The sequence below is a fragment of the Caldisphaera lagunensis DSM 15908 genome (assembly GCF_000317795.1).
GTDB lineage: Archaea > Thermoproteota > Thermoprotei_A > Sulfolobales > Acidilobaceae > Caldisphaera > Caldisphaera lagunensis.
In genome coordinates, this window is the sequence record NC_019791.1 from 257,150 (window position 1) to 274,344 (window position 17,195).

Here is a 17,195-nt window from a genome sequence, read left to right on the forward strand (position 1 = left end):
TGGTTTAGATAAAAGGTGCAAAAATGAAGATTACAAATAGTTTCATTGAGAATTCAATCAATTGTGCAAATACAATAATAAAAAATTGCTTGGAAAATAAATTGAGGTGTAGAGATCCACCTCTTTCAACGTCTAGGCTTTTAAGAACACTTGGGTTAAGTGAATACCAAGAAAGAAACTATTGGAAAATAGCAAAAGAGGTTTCAAAACTTGGAAACATTCCTATATATAAATATTCAAACATAGAATTCGATTTAATAACAGAAGTTAGAAATGAAAAAATATATAGCGTTAATAATATTCCAGTAGACTACATTGATTGTAGGTTTTTGGAAGATAAATGTAAAATAACAAATAAGGGTTTCGCATTTTATGTATATATTAATGGTAATATAGAAAAATCAAGTTTAAAAATTAATGCAATAAATATTTTAAACCTTCTTGCTATGCATAATACTGATCTCGCGTTTGGCCTATTATCATCTATTTCAGGTGTTATATATAATGGAAATGCAGGATTTGAAGCATTACTAGAAAATGTGTTAAGATTGATTAAAATACAGATTGTCAATTTAATATTACCTAAGACTCCACAGAATTTAAATGAACTATTAAAATTGTCAAAATTATTAAGAGATCTAAGCAAACAATTCGGATTCATTTAGGATTTACTATATTTCATGATAAAAATCATTGAAACTGAAACCATTACAAATGATAACGATAAATATATCAAATATATTGGAGAGCTGTTCTCTAATGTATTAACTATCATTTCCCTTACAATTACTATCATGGCAGCCTCAATAATGTTTTTTATTGGGATCTCTTTTTCCATGATTCCTATGATAACAGTCCTTAATAAATCTAAGGCTAATAAAAGAAGTATAGCCGTATCAATTAATTCTAAAATTGTTGATTTGTTGGGAATTGAAACTTTTACCATAGAACCTAACATTACAAATGTTTGAAATGATGCAATAATTACAGTAATAGATATAATAATTGCAACTAAAATTTCTCCAATAACTAGCAATAATTCTAAATATTTTTTGCCATATTCGACTCTATCCATTATTAATGCCTAATTTACTAAATATTTTATAAGTATAAAAGTTTTTAATATAATTTATTAAAATATATTCTACTTTATTTCTTCAATCTTTTTCTTTGCCTCTTTCATAGCCAATTCTTCACTTGGCTTTGTAGTTGATGGATCAAATGGATATTGACTCATAATCAGCAAAATTCTGCCATCATCAAGTTCTGCAAATAATTGTGGTAGCCACGCCATTCCAATATCATCTTTGTCTCCATAAGATATAGCAAACAAATAATCCTCATTTTTTATTTCAAGTTCTATTCCATATTCTTTAGACAAGGTCTGAGCTAAATTAACCCACATCTTATGCAATGGGTGGAAATCAGCTGTATCCAATATCAATTTCTTTATCCTAGCCATTATTCTGCACCACCTTTACTTTGCATGTTAAAGATTTAAAACTTATAGTGAAAATGATCCTAATTATTTTAGCTTATAGAAAATATGCATTTTAAGTTTTAAGCACTGTTCAATTAATAATATGTGGGGGGAGGAATATGTCAGTACAAGCAAGCACTGAGGAAAAATTAAAAATGGCAATAAATATTTTGACGGGTATTATTAACGATACAGCAGTACCTAGAAACATAAGGAGGGCGGCAGCAAATGCACTTACATATCTTAGAGATACTAAATTATCAGCAGGAGTAAAGGCAGCAAATGCTATTTCTTCTCTTGATGAAATATCTCAAGATCCAAACATGCCATTCCATGCAAGAACAAGAATATGGCAGGTGCTCTCGATGCTGGAAACAATTAAGGATTAAAATCCTATATAAATTATTTTTTTAATAATTGTCTTTACATTTGTTATTTCTTCAGCCTTAGCAAAAGAATAATTTAATGGCTGATTATTATAACTTATTCCCAAAGATAATCCTTTGTATAATTTATTTAAAAAATCATGATTATAATAACCATATATTAATGGGGGATAATAAAAGCTCTGGGAATTAAATACTATCAATGATAAGGGATCTGTATATAAATCTATCAAACCTATTATCTTAGGCTTAATTTCACTTAAAATTTCTGCAAAAGGTTTAATTGGGTCAATTTTAAGAGGTGTATGTAAATCTATCAAATTCCATGTATATTCTATGTTTCCTTCAATTTTTGTTATAATTAACTTCTTATCTTTTGTTTGATAAAATTTTATATACCCAATTTCATCAAAAGATTTTGATGATAAAATTTTACCTTCATATTCCCTTCCATTTTCTAAATCAAAAAAATTGTTTATTAAAATGTATTTATCATTAATTTTACTTAAATACATCATGGGATAATCGTTTTGAAAAACGATATATGAACTTTTATAATTGGAATTAACATATATTTTAATGCTTGATATTTCTGCAATGTAATTATATCCTAATTTTTCTGCAATTTTATTTAATGTCATAATATTTCTTTTACCTCCATTCCTAAAAATTTAATAATAAATGCTTAACTTAAACTTTATGTATCTCTATATAGGAATTATAGCAATATTGAAATTAATTCCTATTTTTAAAATTCAAAAGGTTTTTAAAATACTAAATCTTCAGTTTATAAAACATATTTGATATAAAAAATATTTATAGATGCTATTCCTTATAATCTAATTAGGAGGATGCAATACTGTGTCCATGCCTGAAAAAGTTCTTGAGAGGCCTGGTTACGACGTAACCTTGAAATATATTTACGATAGAATGAATAATTTGTTTCCAGATGTAGAAATTGCTTACAAAACAAATAAGGGGGTTTTTCATTATAAATATTCTGATTTTACTTATAGAGTTCAAAACATAGCAAATGCTTTAAATTCCCTTGGCATTTCTCAGCTAGATAAAGTTGCAACCTTAGATTGGAATACACATTGGCATTATGAATTATATTTTTCAGTGCCATTAATGGGATCAGTTCTTCACCCAGTAAATATAAGATTATCACCTAATGAATTATTATACGTTTTTAATACTGCAGAAGATAAAATGTTGGTAACTCATGCAGACTTCCTACAATTGGCAGAAGTCATAGCTTCAAAAATAAAATCTATTAAATCTGTTATTGTTTTAGATACAGATTCTGTACCTCAAAAAGTTGGAGGTGTTCCTGCATATCATTATGAAGATTTAATTAAAGAACATAAAGGTAAATATGAATTTCCTATATTAAGTGAAGATAGACCTGCATTTATGGGATTCACAAGTGGAACAACAGGTATGCCAAAAGGGGTTTATCATAGTCATAAGGCTATGGTTTTACATGCAATGTCATCAGCTCTACATTTTGCATCTTTTGGGCAAACAAGGATAAGCTCAAGCGATGTTATAATGCATGTTGTTCCAATGTATCACGTATATAGCTGGGGACTACCATTTACAACTTCATTATTAGGTCAAAAACAAGTTTATCCGGGAAGGTTCAATACTAAAGTTTACCTAGATTTGATAAAAGCTGAAAAAGTAACTTATTTTGCAGGAGTTCCCACAATTCTATATATGCTATTAACGGATCCTGATAGCGATAAATACGACTTAAATAATCTATTGTTTATAAATGGAGGTTCAGCAATTCCGGAAGGATTAGCTTACCTTGCTAGTAAAAGAGGTATAAAGGTTGTTGTAGGATATGGATTAACAGAAACAGCACCTGTTCTTACATTAGCACTTCCTCCAGCTAGATACTATGGAAAGATGAACGATAATGAGCTTTTCAAGATACAACTAAGAACAGGATATCCAATACCTTTAGTTGATTTAAGGGTAGTTGATACAAATATGAATGAGGTACCAAAAGATGGAAAGACAATAGGGGAAATAGTTGTGAGATCTCCATGGGTTTCTCCTGAGTATTATAAGGATCCTGAAAAGACTGAAAAAGCTTGGGCTAATGGTTGGTTCCATACTGGTGACTTAGCTGTTTGGTATGAGGATGGCTCAATACTAATAATGGATAGAGACAAGGATGTAATAAAGAGTGGAGGAGAATGGATTTCATCATTAAGGTTAGAAGACGCTATAAGCCAGCATCCTGGAGTTTCATTAGTTGCTGTAATAGCTGCAAAGCATGAAAAGTGGGTAGAAAGACCTGTTGCTTTAATAGTGCCTAAAAAAGGATGGGAAGATAAAATAAACACAGAGGAAATTAATAACTTTTTAATACAAAATTTTGTCAATAAAGGTATTATGTCAAAATGGTGGTTGCCTGAAAAAGTAATTGTTGTAAATGAAATACCATTATCTTCAACAGGTAAAGCTAACAAAAGAATACTTAGAGAACAATTTGGAGAGGTTTTAATAAAAAATCAGTAATAATTTAAAAAAAATTTAAAAATTTTTTGAGTTAAATATTTATTCTTTATTGAATACAATTAAATGCAGAAGGTGGTATTTTGTCTGAAGGAGAATCTGCAACTGCAGAATGGTATAAGTTAAGCGTTGAATTACATAGATATTATGGAGGTAAGATAGAAATAATACCTAAGGTTCCTGTTAGAAGGCTTAAGGATTTCGCTATTTGGTACACACCTGGTGTTGCAGAAGCATCACGATTATCTAGTAAAAACCCTGATTTATCATTTGAATTAACATCTAGATGGAATACAATAGCTGTTGTAAGTGATGGGACAAGAGTTTTGGGTTTGGGTAATATTGGGCCTGAAGGAGCTTATCCTGTTATGGAAGGGAAGGCATTAATTTATAAGTATTTAGGTGGAGTTGATGCAGTTCCATTAGTACATAGAGGTAAGGATCCTGAAAAATTCCTAGAATTACTTGAACTTATTGAACCAAGTTATGGTGGTATAAACCTTGAAGATATTGAGCATCCTAAGTGTTTTTATATATTAGATGAGGCAAGAAAAAGGCTAAAAATACCTGTATGGCATGATGATCAACAAGGAACAGCAACAATAACCTTAGCAGGTCTCATTAATGCATTAAAAATAGTTAAGAAATCAATCAAAGATGTTAGAATTGTGTTATATGGAGCAGGAGCATCAAATGTAGCATTTTATAGATTATTAAAACAACTCATATCAAACATGGAAAACGTTGTAGCAATTACAACAAAGGGTATCTTGCATCCAGAGATGCCCAATATAGATAAATTAATGATAAGTAATAAATGGCAATATGATATAGCAATAGAAACAAAGGGTGGGGGATTACCACCAAATTCAACAATTGATAAAGCATTTGAAAATGCAGATGTTGTTATTGCAGCAAGTACACCTGGGCCAGATACGTTAAAGAAGGAATGGATTTCTAAAATGAATAAGGATGCAATTGTATTTGCATTAGCAAATCCTGTACCAGAAATATGGCCACAAGATGCAAAAAAGGCTGGGGCAAAGATTGTAGCTACTGGGAGAAGTGATTTTCCAAATCAGATAAATAATTCACTCGCATTTCCAGCTATCTTTAGGGGAGTTTTAGATGTAAGGGCAAAAACAATTAGCGATACAATGGCTATAACTGCTGCATATGAAATTGCTAAATTTGCTGAAGAAAAGGGCTTAAGTGAAAATTACATTGTTCCAACAATGGAAGAATGGGAAGTATATCCTAGGGTTGCTGCTGCAGTTGCTGTAAAGGCAGTTGAAGAAGGGGTTGCTAGAAAAACAACAACATATAAGGAAGAATTACAAAGAGCAAAGGACATCATATCTAGTATAAGAGAGAAAATTGGATTTTTATGGGATAGAGGATATATTCCTAAACCATTAGTAGATTATAAGGAATGAGGTGATATAAATGTTTGATACAGGTATGATAGTAAGAAAGGCAAACAAAAATGATTTACAAGGTCTATCAGAATTGATATACAGATTTTATGCTTTTAACGAAGAATTTGATTCTTCATGGGCAATTTCACCAAATGCAAGAGAAGAAGCTAACAAAATGGCAGAAAATATGATAAATGATCCAAATATTAATGTATATGTTGCGGTTTATGATAATTTGTTAATAGGATATATAAAATCAATAACAAATGAAAATCCATTATTAATTAATAACAAGATAGAAATTATTAAAGAATTATATGTTAAGCCACAAATGAGAAGATCTGGAATTGCAAGCCTTTTAATTCAAAAACTTTCTGAAGAAATCTCAAAGAAAGGTGTAAAATATATTGCAGTTGAGTTTCCAGTTCAAAACTGGATAGCAACAGATTTATACAAGAAATTAGGTTTTAGACCCTATTCTACAACCTATATCAAGGAGGTGTAAAAATGTCTATAGAGAAAATTAATATTAGAGAAATCAATGAAAATGACCTAAGTCAGGTAGTTGAACTTGTGGTAAGATTAAAGAGTGTTAATGAAGAACTTGATCCCAATTTTAAGATAGTTAATAATATATACGATGTTGTCAGTAAATATGTTAAAGATTCTGTTAACAATGAGAATGTGGTGTTTCTGGTCGCAGAAGATGAAAATGAAAAAACAATAGCTGGAATAATAAGATTTATCATTATAGATAGATTATTTTATGAGCCTAGAATTAAGGCAGAAATTACTGATTTTTATGTAAAACCTATATATAGAAGAAAAAGACTTGGAGCAATGCTTTTGCAAAAAGCTATCGAGTATGCTAAACTAAAGGGTGCAGGGATTGTAACAGCAATATATCCAGCCGGAAATAATATAGCTGACAGCTTTTATGATAAACAAGGTTTCATATCTCTTAACAAAGAAAAATATAAAAGCTGTATGTAAGAATAAAACTTTTTTTGTTATAACTAAATTAATTTATTTTTAATTTAATTATACAATTATTAATCCATATGAAATTAAATTATATTAATTTTAAACCATAACTCAAAGGGTTGAGGATCAAAATGGTTCAAAAAAATATAGAGGATTTTATAAATGAGGTAACCAGCTCTATTGGTAAAAATAAAATCATAACTGATAATCTAATATTAAAACTATACTCAAAAGAGCCATCTGGATTAATGGGAAACATAAGTGCAGTAATATTTCCTGAAAGCAAAGAAGATGTATCAAAAATTTTAAGCATTGCATATAAATATGAAGTAAATATCTATCCTCAGGGAAGTTCTAGCAGCTTATCTGGTAATGCTGTTCCTTTAAGAGATGGAGTTATAGTTAGCTTTGAAAGAATGAATAAAATTAAGGATTTAAGTATAACAGACAATATAGTAATCGCTGAACCAGGGGTTAGGATTGACGAACTGAATTTATTTTTGGAAAAATATAATTACATGTTTCCAATAGATCCGGCGAGCCAATCTGTTGCAACAATAGGTGGAGCAATAAATAATGGCGCTGGAGGCCTAAAGGGAGCTAAATATGGAACTATGAAAGATTGGGTCAATGGAATGGAAATAGCATTACCGGATGAAAAAGGAACAAGATTATTTGTAGGATGTATGACAGTAAAATGTAGAAAAGGTTATGATTTAGCTAGGTTAATAATAGGAAGCGAAGGTACTTTAGCCTTAGTTACAGAGGCTGTATTGAGAATAACTCCCATTCCAGAAAGCATTGTAACATCGTTAGCATTATTTGACAATTTAGATGATTTATTAAACAGCTTTATAGAAATAAAGTCAATCGGAATGCAGCCTTATATAGCAGAATTTATGGATAGTAAAACTGTTGAAGTTGCATCTAAAGGCGTCGATATAAACTTTGAACCTAAAGGAAATATGCTTCTTTTAAGTATTGATACAAACAAAGAATCTACCGAAAGGATGAAAAAGTTTTTAGAGGATACGCTTAAGAAACATAATGCAAATAAAATAATAACTTCATTAAGTCAACAAGAAGCAGAGGAATTAGGTTTATTTAAAATTAGAAGAAACTTATTTGCTGCACAGGTATCTATGGGTTATTCTCTTTATGGGAATGGAAAGAAATTGCAAGTTTTTATAGAAGATATAGTTGTGCCTCCCTCAAAAATTAAATTAGCCATAAACAAGATAAGAGAAGTATCAGAAAACTATGGCTTATTCGTTTCAATTGGAGGGCATATTGGAGATGGTAATATACATCCAAGTGTTGTATATGATGTAACCGATGAAAATATGAAAACCAAGGTAGTATCATGGTATAAGGACGTAATGAAAATAGCATTAGATCTTAACGGTAGCGTTAGTGCTGAACATGGAATTGGGTTACTTAAAAAGGATGGATTGATTATGGAAATGACACATTATAACTCATTAAAAGAAATTGATATAATGAAATCAATTAAATCATTATTTGATCCAAAGGGTATATTAAATCCCGGTAAGGTGCTTTGATTGAAAGTTAACATAAAATTATTATACGATGAAGTTAGCAAATGTGTATATTGCGGATTTTGCGAGGCTGTTTGCCCAACAATAAATTTGGGAACGCATAGAGGATATGGGCCTAGAGGAAGAGTTAATTTAATTAAAGATGTGTTAGAAAACAAAATAATTACAGAGGAATTTTTAGCCAGTATTTATTCTTGTCTGCTTTGTGACGCATGCTATATCGTTTGTCCGGCTAAAATAGATACTGGAAGGATTGTTAGAGATATGAGATCTATTATTAGAAGTGAGTACAATTCAGATAAGAATGAAAAAATAATAATCAAGGAGAGGTGATCAAGGTGGATGGAAATGATATAATGGAATTACTAGGAGAAATAACAATAAAAACAGGTTTTCCAGTTCCAATAAACAAAACAAAAATCTTTGAGTGGACAAATACTATTAACATGGAAAGAAAGGGTGATGTATATCTTTATACTGGAGCCCTTTATCAATTAATACCTTATATCAATTATACTGTAAAATTTTTAGATGCAATTTCAAAGTTATCTGGAGGAGATTCTTTAATAAATTTGGCAAAAACTATAATTAAGGTATCCCCATATTATTTATCATCAATAATTAAGCCGGATATTAAAGAAATAAATGAAAACAACGCTATTGTTAGAAATATTGCAAAACTACTTTTAAAGATTAACAAAAATATTGCCTATTTATATGAAGATGATATTTATAGCGGAGTATTACTCTATGATATGGGTCTAGATGACTATTTTTTGATACATTCAAAAAAAGTTTTTCAATCTTTTAAAAAAAGAAATGTGAAAAAGATTATTACTATAGATCCTCATACAACTCATGTAATGAGAGAAGGGTATCCGAAGTTTATAGATAATTTCGACATAGAAGTTTTTAATTATTTAGAATTGTTAAGCAATACAAATATTGATTTAGGTAAACTCGATAAAACATTAACAATACATGATCCCTGTGTTTATTCAAGATATGAAAATATAATTGATCAGCCGAGAAAACTTTTAAAATCTATGGGTATAAGAATCAAAGAACCTAAGAGATCAGGAAAAAATACTTTTTGTTGTGGAGGTCCTCTTGAATCCTTATCGCCTAAGTTTTCAGAAGATATAGCAAAAACAAGGATGAACCAACTCTTATCTGAATCTAATATAATAATTACGATGTGTCCTATATGTAAAGCTAATTTAAGCAGAGTAAAACCTAATGATGCAAAATTAGTTGATATTTCTGAGATTTTATCATCAAATATTTAATCTTCTGGAGGATTATCCTCATCTACTTTATCTAAGTCTGATAAATCTATTTCTATTGTTTCTCCTGGTTCATTATTAGCAGGTAATTGTTCTCCTTCGCCTCCTTCACTTTTCATTTTCTTTATAACTGCCTTCCATGAATGTCCACAATTTGGACATTTAAAAGAGCCCATAATAGTTATTGAAACTCTTCCATATTTATCTGGAATTGGAGAAACAACTGTCCATGTTTTATCGGGTTCCTTGACTTTTGTACCACAATTTGGACATGTAAATGGATCTTCTACCTTTTTTCTTGGCAAGCACGTTCACCTCTTTATTTGTTAACTTAAAGGATTTATAAGGTATTAGATTCGTGTTGACTTTATATTATAAATGAAATTTGAAAAGTGATAAATCATTAATTGATGGTAAGTGAAGTAATAAATAAACTAAAAGACTACTTATGATTGGTATTATTAAATTCAAATTTTATTCTAACCTCTATAATATATTAAATCTCCTATAAGTGATTTTAATGTAGAATTTAATGCTCTAATATTTGCCTTTACCTTCCCTCCTATCCTAGGATTTGCTCTTCTTGGAGGAGCATGATATGTGAATTCGCAAAACTTACATTTATTTTTCTTTAAAAAAAGCAGTAATTCAAGGCCAAATGTCTCACCTAAACGGGGGGTGAAACCATTTAGACATTGCTTTTTGTATATTCTAAAATTAGAATAAACATCATTTACCTTAATTATCTTCTTGAATATCTTAGATGACATTTTTTCTGAAAATCTTGGTAATCTATCTCTTGATGCTACTAAAACTCCGCAATCATTTTTTATGAATTCATTGAGCATAAAAGGGATTAATTCAGGTGGGTTTTCAAGATCTGCATCTATTGTCACAACAATATTATCTTTAGAATTTAATATACCATACCACAGTCCTATAGTTTGACCTTCCCTCTTCTTAACAATAGTTTTGTTTGCAAGCATATAAGAAATCTTTGCGGTATTATCTGTTGAAGAATCATCAACAACAATCATATAAACCTTAAATCCTAATCCTCTAATTCTTTTTATTAACTCACCTATATTTTCTTCTTCGTTATATGTTGTAGTAACAACTGAAATTTCATTGTAAGTCAAATAAACTACCCCCTTTACAGATGGTTCTCCGGTGATAAAGATGAGCTTCAGTAAAAATTTATTTATAACTAACCCTTTATAATATTATGGTGGTATTTATAAAGAGAACAAGCAAAGATAATAATATAGCAGATAATGAGTTAGAGAGAGCCTTATTGTTGCTGATATCAATGAATGTTATGGGTTTTGCCGCATACTATTATTTGGTCTTTACACCATATAAATACATAGGATCATTCAAAGGATGGCCAATATACGTGCAATATATACCTATATGGATGCTATTTCTTTACCTATTATTAATAGCAATTTCTATATTAATAATATTTTTAAGCGCAAATATCAATGAAAATAAAGTAAAAGTTTCACAATTAATTACTTGGTTTGGATTATTAATATCAATAATATTAACTGGAGCATTGTATATGTCATCTTTTAAATTAACATACTCACTAATAGGAGGCTATTCTGATTCATATATTATACAAATAGGTGCTGCAAAAACCTTATTAGAATTACAAAATCCATATAAATCAAGTTATTTGCAATATTTAATACTTAAAGAATCATATCCATATTATAGCTACATTTTTAAATATCCTTTTTCTTATACAAGTAATAAAATAATTGGCTTTGTTTCATCTTATGATTATCTTGCATTTGCAATGATTTATTACATTCCAAAGGTATTACTAAATATACCAAAAAGCATTTATGATGCCATAATATATGTGATATCGCTGTTTTTAGTTTATAGGAAAATGAAGGGACCTTATAAGATGCTTTTCCCATTAATATTAGCAAGTTCTTCATTCATTTTTGTAGGAGAGCCGGTGTTTTTCAGCCCAATAGTTGGTTGGATAGCCATAACAATGGTAGCTATTGCTTATTATAATTATCCTTTAATTTCAGGTTTATTGTTTGGTCTTGCAGGTTCATATAGAGAAACAGCAATAGTTTTCTTCTTATTTTATTTAGTAGCTTTACATTTCGAAAAACATAATGCAAAGAAGGCATTTGAGGGATTTTTAATTTCATCATTACTAGTTAATCTTCCTTTTTTTATTTTAAGCCCTTATGAATTCATAAAGGAAGCATTAGCACCTATAGCTTATAATTTAATGCCAATTGGTGCAGGCCTTTCGACTATAACAGAATATGGAATATATTTGCCAAAAATCTTCTATACATCCCTCTTTCTTAGCGTAATTGTAATTGGATTAATAACTTACATAAAATATTACCAAAAGCTAAAATATGCAGGATTAGCTATACCAGCAATAGCCTTTTTATTTTATTATAGACCACTTCCATTTTATTATATATGGTCTCCATTTTTTATTATAATAGCTGCTTCCACCTTATTCTATAAGGGCAATGAAACTAATCATAAATACAATATTGATACAAATTGGCTAATAATATCATATGAATTAGTTGTTGCTTCTCTAATCTTGTTTTTATTAACTTATATAGTTAAGATATCAGACATTGTTCTGATTATTGGATTACTGGGATTGCTACTAATTTCAGCAAACATTTTTATAAATGGTATACATAAATTCGAAATATATTATAAACCAAAATATGCTACTTATATAATTTTATTATCAATAGTTTTAGCGAGCATATTAGCAATAAAATATGCGCCTTCTGTATCAATATTTATATCATCAAAAGCCTATCAAAATTCGCAAGAATTAGCAGTTGAAATGGCTTCTATAGAATTAATCAAAGGTCATAACCCATATAATGCGAATTTCTATTTGCCAATTATAAGAAATACTTCATTCGGTTATTTATCAGAAACTATTCCATACAATGAATCTATTATAAAATTAACTAAAATAAATGTTGATAAAACATTTTATATGTATTATAATATTGGAGATAAAACATGGCATAACATAACAGTATATGATTTTCTGCCTGGTCTTGCCATTTTGTATTCTCCGGCTATTTTATTATCTTTATCGCCTAATGCTTATTCTTCTATATTATATGCTATATCTTTTGGGATATTAGGAATATTATTTTATAAAAATGGTAAACTAAACCAATTATTAATAACAATTTTAATGGGATTTTATATTCCTTTAATTTATTTTACATCTAATATTATAGCAAGCTTGATATTATCTTCATTGATACTATCAATTGTATTATTAAGATATAACCCTATTATTTCAGGTATATTATTTGCTATATCAATTTTAACATATCCTCATATCTTAATTCTTTCTCCCTTCTATGTTATTTTTGTTTTGTATTATAACAGACAAATATTTAAAAAATTCTTGATAGCGATGTTATCTACCATATCATTAATATTTATTGCCTTCTTATTAACATCTAATAGCTTTTTAAATTATTCATTCATGCAAATTCTTTATTATACGAAAGGAAATATAAATCTTGGCTTAATACTTAACATAGATCCTATCATACTTTTATTTATAGGTATTATTTTAACAATAACACTATCTATTTATTATTACAAGAATTTCTATAAAATAAAAGAGTTTGGTTTTCTCATTCCTCTCTTCATAGCAGCAGTATTACCTTCGTTTTCTATAGATTTAATTGCGATCTTTATAATGATAGTATTAATAATGCACTTTTATAGATGAAAAATTAATTTTATAATCTAACAAATGGTTCCTTCCCTAAATAGATCGCGTTTGGACCTAATTGATTTTCAATTTCTATCAATCTATTATATTTTGATACTCTTTCACTTCTTGCTGGCGCACCCGTCTTTATTATTCCAGATCCTACAGCAACTGCTAAATCAGCAATAAAAGGATCCTCAGTATCTCCGCTTCTATGACTTATAACTGGTATTATACCGCTTTCTTTGGCTAATCTTATATAGTCAAATGTTTCTGTTAAGGTACCTATTTGATTCACCTTAACCAATGCACCATTTGTTGCCTTCTTTTTAATACCTGTCATTAAATAATTCACATTTGTTGCATACAAATCATCACCAACAATTAGTAATTTGTTACCTAGTTTCTTTGTGATCTCTGAAAATGAATCAAAATCATCTTCATCAAACGGATCCTCTAAATATATTATACTAAATTCATTTATAAGCGATTCATAAAAATCAATCAATTCGCTTGATGTGAATTCTTTCCCATCAACTTTATATACCTTTTTATCTTTATTATAAAATTCTGAAGATGCTGCGTCCATACCTAAATGAAAGTCTGTTCCTAATTCATAGCCTGATTTTTTTATCGCCGTTTCTATTAAGCTAAACGCTTCTCTGGACTCATTTAAAGGTGGTGCATAACCGCCTTCGTCTCCAACGTTTGTTGATGTTTTACCATATTTTTCACTTATTACTCCTTTTAAGTTTTTATAAACTTCAATTGACATTCTCATAGCGTCAATAAATGTTCTTGCTCCTGTTGGAATCAAAATAAACTCCTGAAATGCCAAGTTATTCCCAGCGTGGACTCCACCATTAATTATATTAAGTATAGGCGTTGGCAAAATTCTTGCACTTGGACCGCCTAAATATTCATAAAGTTCTAAATTAGCTGTATTTGCTGCTGCCTTAGAAACTGCAATACTAACAGCTGTTGTTGTATTTCCTCCAAGAGAAGATTTATTCTTTGTTCCATCTAAAGCAATTAACAATGAGTCAATTAAATATTGTTGTCTAGAATCTTGATTAATTAATCTTTGAGATACTTCTTCATTTAATTTCGATACTGCTAAATTTACTCCCATACCAACCCATTTTTTACCCCCATCTCTTAGTTCTATTGCTTCTTTGGAACTTTTACTTGCCCCGCTAGGTGCAATACCAACACCAATGCCCTTGTTTGTTTTAACTATGGCTTTTACAGTTGGATTTCCTCTAGAATCTAATGCAACGATCCCTTTAACTTCTCTAATTAAAAAATCACTATCCATCTTACTCCCCAAATATATTATGTAAATAACGTTTTAATAAACATATTAAAGCAAATATAATAGTAACTTTATAATAAATTATCATAATTATTTTATTCTTAAATAATTTAATTAATCTATATTATTTAAATTTCCAATTCAAATTTTTATTAAGAACAAATATGAATAAATCGAAAGGTCATATTAAGCAACTCTTTCTTTACCTAAAAACTTGGTATAGGGAATTTTGGCATAGAAGCTCAATAGGTCGTAAAAATTTTAAAATATCATTACCAAAAACATCGTCAAGTCTTATCTATGAATTTAATAGACTACTCATTATTCTCCTATATCGCATTATCATCATTTGCTAGAAATCCACTTTACTAATATATCCTTATTAAATAATGATTATAAATTAAATTATAGTTTTAAAATCAAAAATACATACTACATGGATTATAATAGTATGAGGCTTTAAAAATCACTATTTCAGGAGATTTTATGAAGAACTTTAAAAAGATAAGGAGTATTTAAAGTTTTAGAGGAAAATCATTATTGGATTTTCGGTTATTCTTTTTTTTCCTTAAGAAATTATCTAGATAAGCCGTCTTCGTTCTAATGATTTAAAAATAAGCAATTGGAATTAAAATAATAGATAATAAAACAATCTATGCGAATCATGATTCCACTGAAATATGGCTAAATCCTAAATATTTTAAACTAAATAAAAAAAAATTAGTACCACTTTATATATTCTATGCACCTCATGAAAAATTAACCAAAAAATTCGAGGGCGTTTGAAAGACTATAAAATTTTTAAGGTTATATATTAGATTTAAACTCTTCTTTAGCTTTATTTAATTCCTTTAACTTAAATCTCTGAATTTTTCCACTTTCCGTCTTTGGTAATGATTCAACGAATTCTATCTCTTCTAAATGAACATGTTTTGAATATTTAGTTTTAACAAAGTTCATCAGTTCTTCTTTTAATTTATTATCACCAATGTAATCCTTCTTCAAAACAACATAAGCCTTAAGAATATGACCTCTTATTCTGTCTTCTATGCCTACAACTGCCGCCTCGAGAACAGCGGGATGTTCTATTAATACACTTTCAACTTCAAATGGGCCAACTCTATATCCAGATACCTTAACTACATCATCACTTCTACCGGTAAACCAGAAATAACCTTCATTATCTAATTTAGCTACATCACTTGTCAAATACCATTCATTAACAAACACGCTTTTTGTCTTCTCCGGGGCATTTAAATAGCCCATAAATTGGAACCCTTCACCACGCGAGTTGACAGCTATTATACCCTCATCACTATTTTCTCCAATAACGGTTACCTCATAACCTGGAGCAGGTAAACCAGCACTTCCAATTTTTAGCTCAGCATCATAACCCCATCCATTATAAATAACCATCCCAACTTCAGTTTGTCCATAATGATCCTTTACTGGGATTCCAAAATTCTTTATAAACCATCTAATAACTTCAGGATTCAAGGGTTCACCTGCGGAACTTGCCTTACTTAGCCTTATATTATATTTCTGAGGTTCCTTAATTGAACCCATAATTAGTCTATATGCAGTTGGTGCAAATGCAAAATTAGTTATCTTAAATTCTTCTAAAAACTTGAGGTATGTTTCTGGGTTAAATGGGGAATCGAACATATAAACTGTTTTACCAAATAACATTGGCCCTAATAAACCATAATATAATCCATATGCCCATCCTGGATCTGCTCCATTAAAGAATATATCATCATCATTTAATCCTATTCCATATTTCATATAAACATAAGTATTTAAAAGAAGCCTTTTGCTTATCATTGCGCCTTTAGGTAACCCTGTAGTACCACTAGTATATAGCAGTACTATTTGCTCATTCATTCCAATCGGTGAAGACCTATTTAATTTATCTACAGAAACCGCTTCATCAAAACCTATTGAATTAGAACATTTATCTGGAAAAGTAATTATATTATTTGGCAATGATTTAACTTCTTTTAATTTTTCACATTGGTCTTGTTGGGCAAAAACAACTTTGGGTTTTACATCACTAGTCCTAATTTCTATTGCCTTTGGCCCAAACGCTGTAAAAAGAGGTTGATATATAGCTCCTACTTTCCATACAGCAAGCATTACAATTAATTGTTCAAGCTTTTTTGATGCTAAAACAGATATCACGTCCCCCTTATTAACCCCCTGTAATTTTAAATAATTGGCTAATCTTGAAGATTTATTTAAAAGTTCATCCCAACTTAGCGTTTGTTTTTCCCAATTCGAATTAACCCTTATTCCTGCAAAACCATCATTGCCCTTTATCTTATTAGATATTATATCATAAATATTCATACTTCTATATTCATTAATTCCCAAAAAATTATAAGCTTCTTGCCATGAGAAACTTCTCACTAATTTTTTATATTCTACCATTTTCCCACCAATTAAATTACGGATATAGGAAGTTAAAAAGTTATGATAATTACA

17 protein-coding genes are annotated in these 17,195 nt (G+C 29.4%); 10 read left to right on the top strand and 7 right to left on the bottom strand.

All coding sequences use genetic code 11. The annotated features are described in order from the left end of the window. The first annotated feature begins 23 nt into the window (after positions 1-23). The gene (locus CALAG_RS01160) at positions 24-665 is read left to right on the top strand and encodes a hypothetical protein (protein ID WP_015231919.1); all 642 of its coding nucleotides are present in this window, start codon (positions 24-26) and stop codon (positions 663-665) included. On the opposite strand, the gene CALAG_RS01165 is transcribed toward CALAG_RS01160, so the two are convergent. Further along, on the bottom strand, positions 662-1,075 hold the full coding sequence (locus CALAG_RS01165; protein ID WP_015231920.1) for a phosphate-starvation-inducible PsiE family protein: 414 nt from the start codon (positions 1,073-1,075) through the stop codon (positions 662-664). The two genes, CALAG_RS01160 and CALAG_RS01165, sit on opposite strands and share 4 nt — an antisense overlap. 69 nt (positions 1,076-1,144) lie before the next feature. Further along, positions 1,145-1,462 (bottom strand): hypothetical protein, encoded by a 318-nt coding sequence (locus CALAG_RS01170; protein ID WP_015231921.1) that lies wholly within the window; start codon positions 1,460-1,462, stop codon positions 1,145-1,147. Between the two features lie 137 nt (positions 1,463-1,599). On the opposite strand from CALAG_RS01170, the gene CALAG_RS01175 reads away from it, so the two are divergent. Beyond that, positions 1,600-1,869 carry a stationary phase-response protein gene (locus CALAG_RS01175; RefSeq protein WP_015231922.1) on the top strand — a complete coding sequence of 90 codons (270 nt, stop codon included), beginning with the start codon at positions 1,600-1,602 and terminating at the stop codon, positions 1,867-1,869. Here CALAG_RS01175 and CALAG_RS01180 read toward each other — a convergent pair. Then, positions 1,866-2,507, bottom strand: coding sequence for a hypothetical protein (locus tag CALAG_RS01180; protein ID WP_015231923.1), 642 nt, complete (start codon positions 2,505-2,507; stop codon positions 1,866-1,868). The genes CALAG_RS01175 and CALAG_RS01180 overlap by 4 nt on opposite strands. A gap of 226 nt (positions 2,508-2,733) precedes the next feature. Between CALAG_RS01180 and CALAG_RS01185 the strand changes: the two genes are divergently transcribed. The 7 genes from CALAG_RS01185 to CALAG_RS01215 all read left to right on the top strand — a co-directional run bounded on the left by CALAG_RS01185 (position 2,734) and on the right by CALAG_RS01215 (position 9,648). After that, positions 2,734-4,401: a long-chain-fatty-acid--CoA ligase gene (locus CALAG_RS01185; RefSeq protein ID WP_245529269.1), complete on the top strand. Its 1,668-nt coding sequence runs from the start codon at positions 2,734-2,736 to the stop codon at positions 4,399-4,401. Between the two features lie 80 nt (positions 4,402-4,481). Continuing rightward, on the top strand, positions 4,482-5,834 hold the full coding sequence (locus tag CALAG_RS01190; protein WP_015231925.1) for an NAD(P)-dependent malic enzyme: 1,353 nt from the start codon (positions 4,482-4,484) through the stop codon (positions 5,832-5,834). A 10-nt stretch (positions 5,835-5,844) separates the two neighbouring features. Further along, complete coding sequence (locus CALAG_RS01195) at positions 5,845-6,321, top strand: GNAT family N-acetyltransferase (RefSeq protein ID WP_015231926.1); 477 nt, start codon at positions 5,845-5,847, stop codon at positions 6,319-6,321. Positions 6,322-6,323: 2 nt separating this feature from the next. Continuing rightward, complete coding sequence (locus CALAG_RS01200; RefSeq protein ID WP_015231927.1) at positions 6,324-6,809, top strand: GNAT family N-acetyltransferase; 486 nt, start codon at positions 6,324-6,326, stop codon at positions 6,807-6,809. Positions 6,810-6,931: 122 nt separating this feature from the next. Next, complete coding sequence (locus CALAG_RS01205) at positions 6,932-8,362, top strand: FAD-binding oxidoreductase (RefSeq protein ID WP_015231928.1); 1,431 nt, start codon at positions 6,932-6,934, stop codon at positions 8,360-8,362. After that, positions 8,363-8,692 carry a 4Fe-4S dicluster domain-containing protein gene (locus tag CALAG_RS01210; protein ID WP_015231929.1) on the top strand — a complete coding sequence of 110 codons (330 nt, stop codon included), beginning with the start codon at positions 8,363-8,365 and terminating at the stop codon, positions 8,690-8,692. A 5-nt stretch (positions 8,693-8,697) separates the two neighbouring features. Then, positions 8,698-9,648: a (Fe-S)-binding protein gene (locus tag CALAG_RS01215; protein ID WP_015231930.1), complete on the top strand. Its 951-nt coding sequence runs from the start codon at positions 8,698-8,700 to the stop codon at positions 9,646-9,648. On the opposite strand, the gene CALAG_RS01220 is transcribed toward CALAG_RS01215, so the two are convergent. Both CALAG_RS01220 and CALAG_RS01225 read right to left on the bottom strand, forming a co-directional pair. Further along, positions 9,645-9,950, bottom strand: coding sequence for a hypothetical protein (locus CALAG_RS01220; RefSeq protein WP_015231931.1), 306 nt, complete (start codon positions 9,948-9,950; stop codon positions 9,645-9,647). The genes CALAG_RS01215 and CALAG_RS01220 overlap by 4 nt on opposite strands. 174 nt (positions 9,951-10,124) lie before the next feature. After that, entirely contained in the window at positions 10,125-10,784 is a 660-nt protein-coding gene (locus tag CALAG_RS01225) for a glycosyltransferase family 2 protein (protein ID WP_015231932.1), read from the bottom strand. 89 nt (positions 10,785-10,873) lie between these two features. Here CALAG_RS01225 and CALAG_RS01230 point away from each other — a divergent pair, with 89 nt between their 5' ends. Next, entirely contained in the window at positions 10,874-13,414 is a 2,541-nt protein-coding gene (locus CALAG_RS01230; RefSeq protein WP_015231933.1) for a hypothetical protein, read from the top strand. 10 nt (positions 13,415-13,424) lie between these two features. Here CALAG_RS01230 and eno read toward each other — a convergent pair whose 3' ends face one another. Beyond that, positions 13,425-14,714 (bottom strand): phosphopyruvate hydratase, encoded by a 1,290-nt coding sequence (gene eno / locus CALAG_RS01235; RefSeq protein ID WP_015231934.1) that lies wholly within the window; start codon positions 14,712-14,714, stop codon positions 13,425-13,427. Between the two features lie 804 nt (positions 14,715-15,518). Beyond that, complete coding sequence (locus CALAG_RS01240) at positions 15,519-17,141, bottom strand: acetate--CoA ligase (protein WP_015231935.1); 1,623 nt, start codon at positions 17,139-17,141, stop codon at positions 15,519-15,521. Between the last annotated feature and the right edge of the window lie 54 nt (positions 17,142-17,195).

What these genes read in the sequence shown, in the direction of transcription:
- CALAG_RS01200 (WP_015231927.1), top strand. Translation starts at nt 6,324, where the DNA reads ATGTCTATAGAGAAAATTAATATTAGAGAAATCAATGAAAATGACCTA.
- CALAG_RS01175 (WP_015231922.1), top strand. Translation starts at nt 1,600, where the DNA reads ATGTCAGTACAAGCAAGCACTGAGGAAAAATTAAAAATGGCAATAAAT.
- CALAG_RS01170 (WP_015231921.1), bottom strand. Translation starts at nt 1,462, where the DNA reads ATGGCTAGGATAAAGAAATTGATATTGGATACAGCTGATTTCCACCCA.
- CALAG_RS01195 (WP_015231926.1), top strand. Translation starts at nt 5,845, where the DNA reads ATGTTTGATACAGGTATGATAGTAAGAAAGGCAAACAAAAATGATTTA.
- CALAG_RS01240 (WP_015231935.1), bottom strand. Translation starts at nt 17,141, where the DNA reads ATGGTAGAATATAAAAAATTAGTGAGAAGTTTCTCATGGCAAGAAGCT.
- CALAG_RS01185 (WP_245529269.1), top strand. Translation starts at nt 2,734, where the DNA reads ATGCCTGAAAAAGTTCTTGAGAGGCCTGGTTACGACGTAACCTTGAAA.
- eno (WP_015231934.1), bottom strand. Translation starts at nt 14,714, where the DNA reads ATGGATAGTGATTTTTTAATTAGAGAAGTTAAAGGGATCGTTGCATTA.
- CALAG_RS01205 (WP_015231928.1), top strand. Translation starts at nt 6,932, where the DNA reads ATGGTTCAAAAAAATATAGAGGATTTTATAAATGAGGTAACCAGCTCT.
- CALAG_RS01160 (WP_015231919.1), top strand. Translation starts at nt 24, where the DNA reads ATGAAGATTACAAATAGTTTCATTGAGAATTCAATCAATTGTGCAAAT.
- CALAG_RS01180 (WP_015231923.1), bottom strand. Translation starts at nt 2,507, where the DNA reads ATGACATTAAATAAAATTGCAGAAAAATTAGGATATAATTACATTGCA.
- CALAG_RS01165 (WP_015231920.1), bottom strand. Translation starts at nt 1,075, where the DNA reads ATGGATAGAGTCGAATATGGCAAAAAATATTTAGAATTATTGCTAGTT.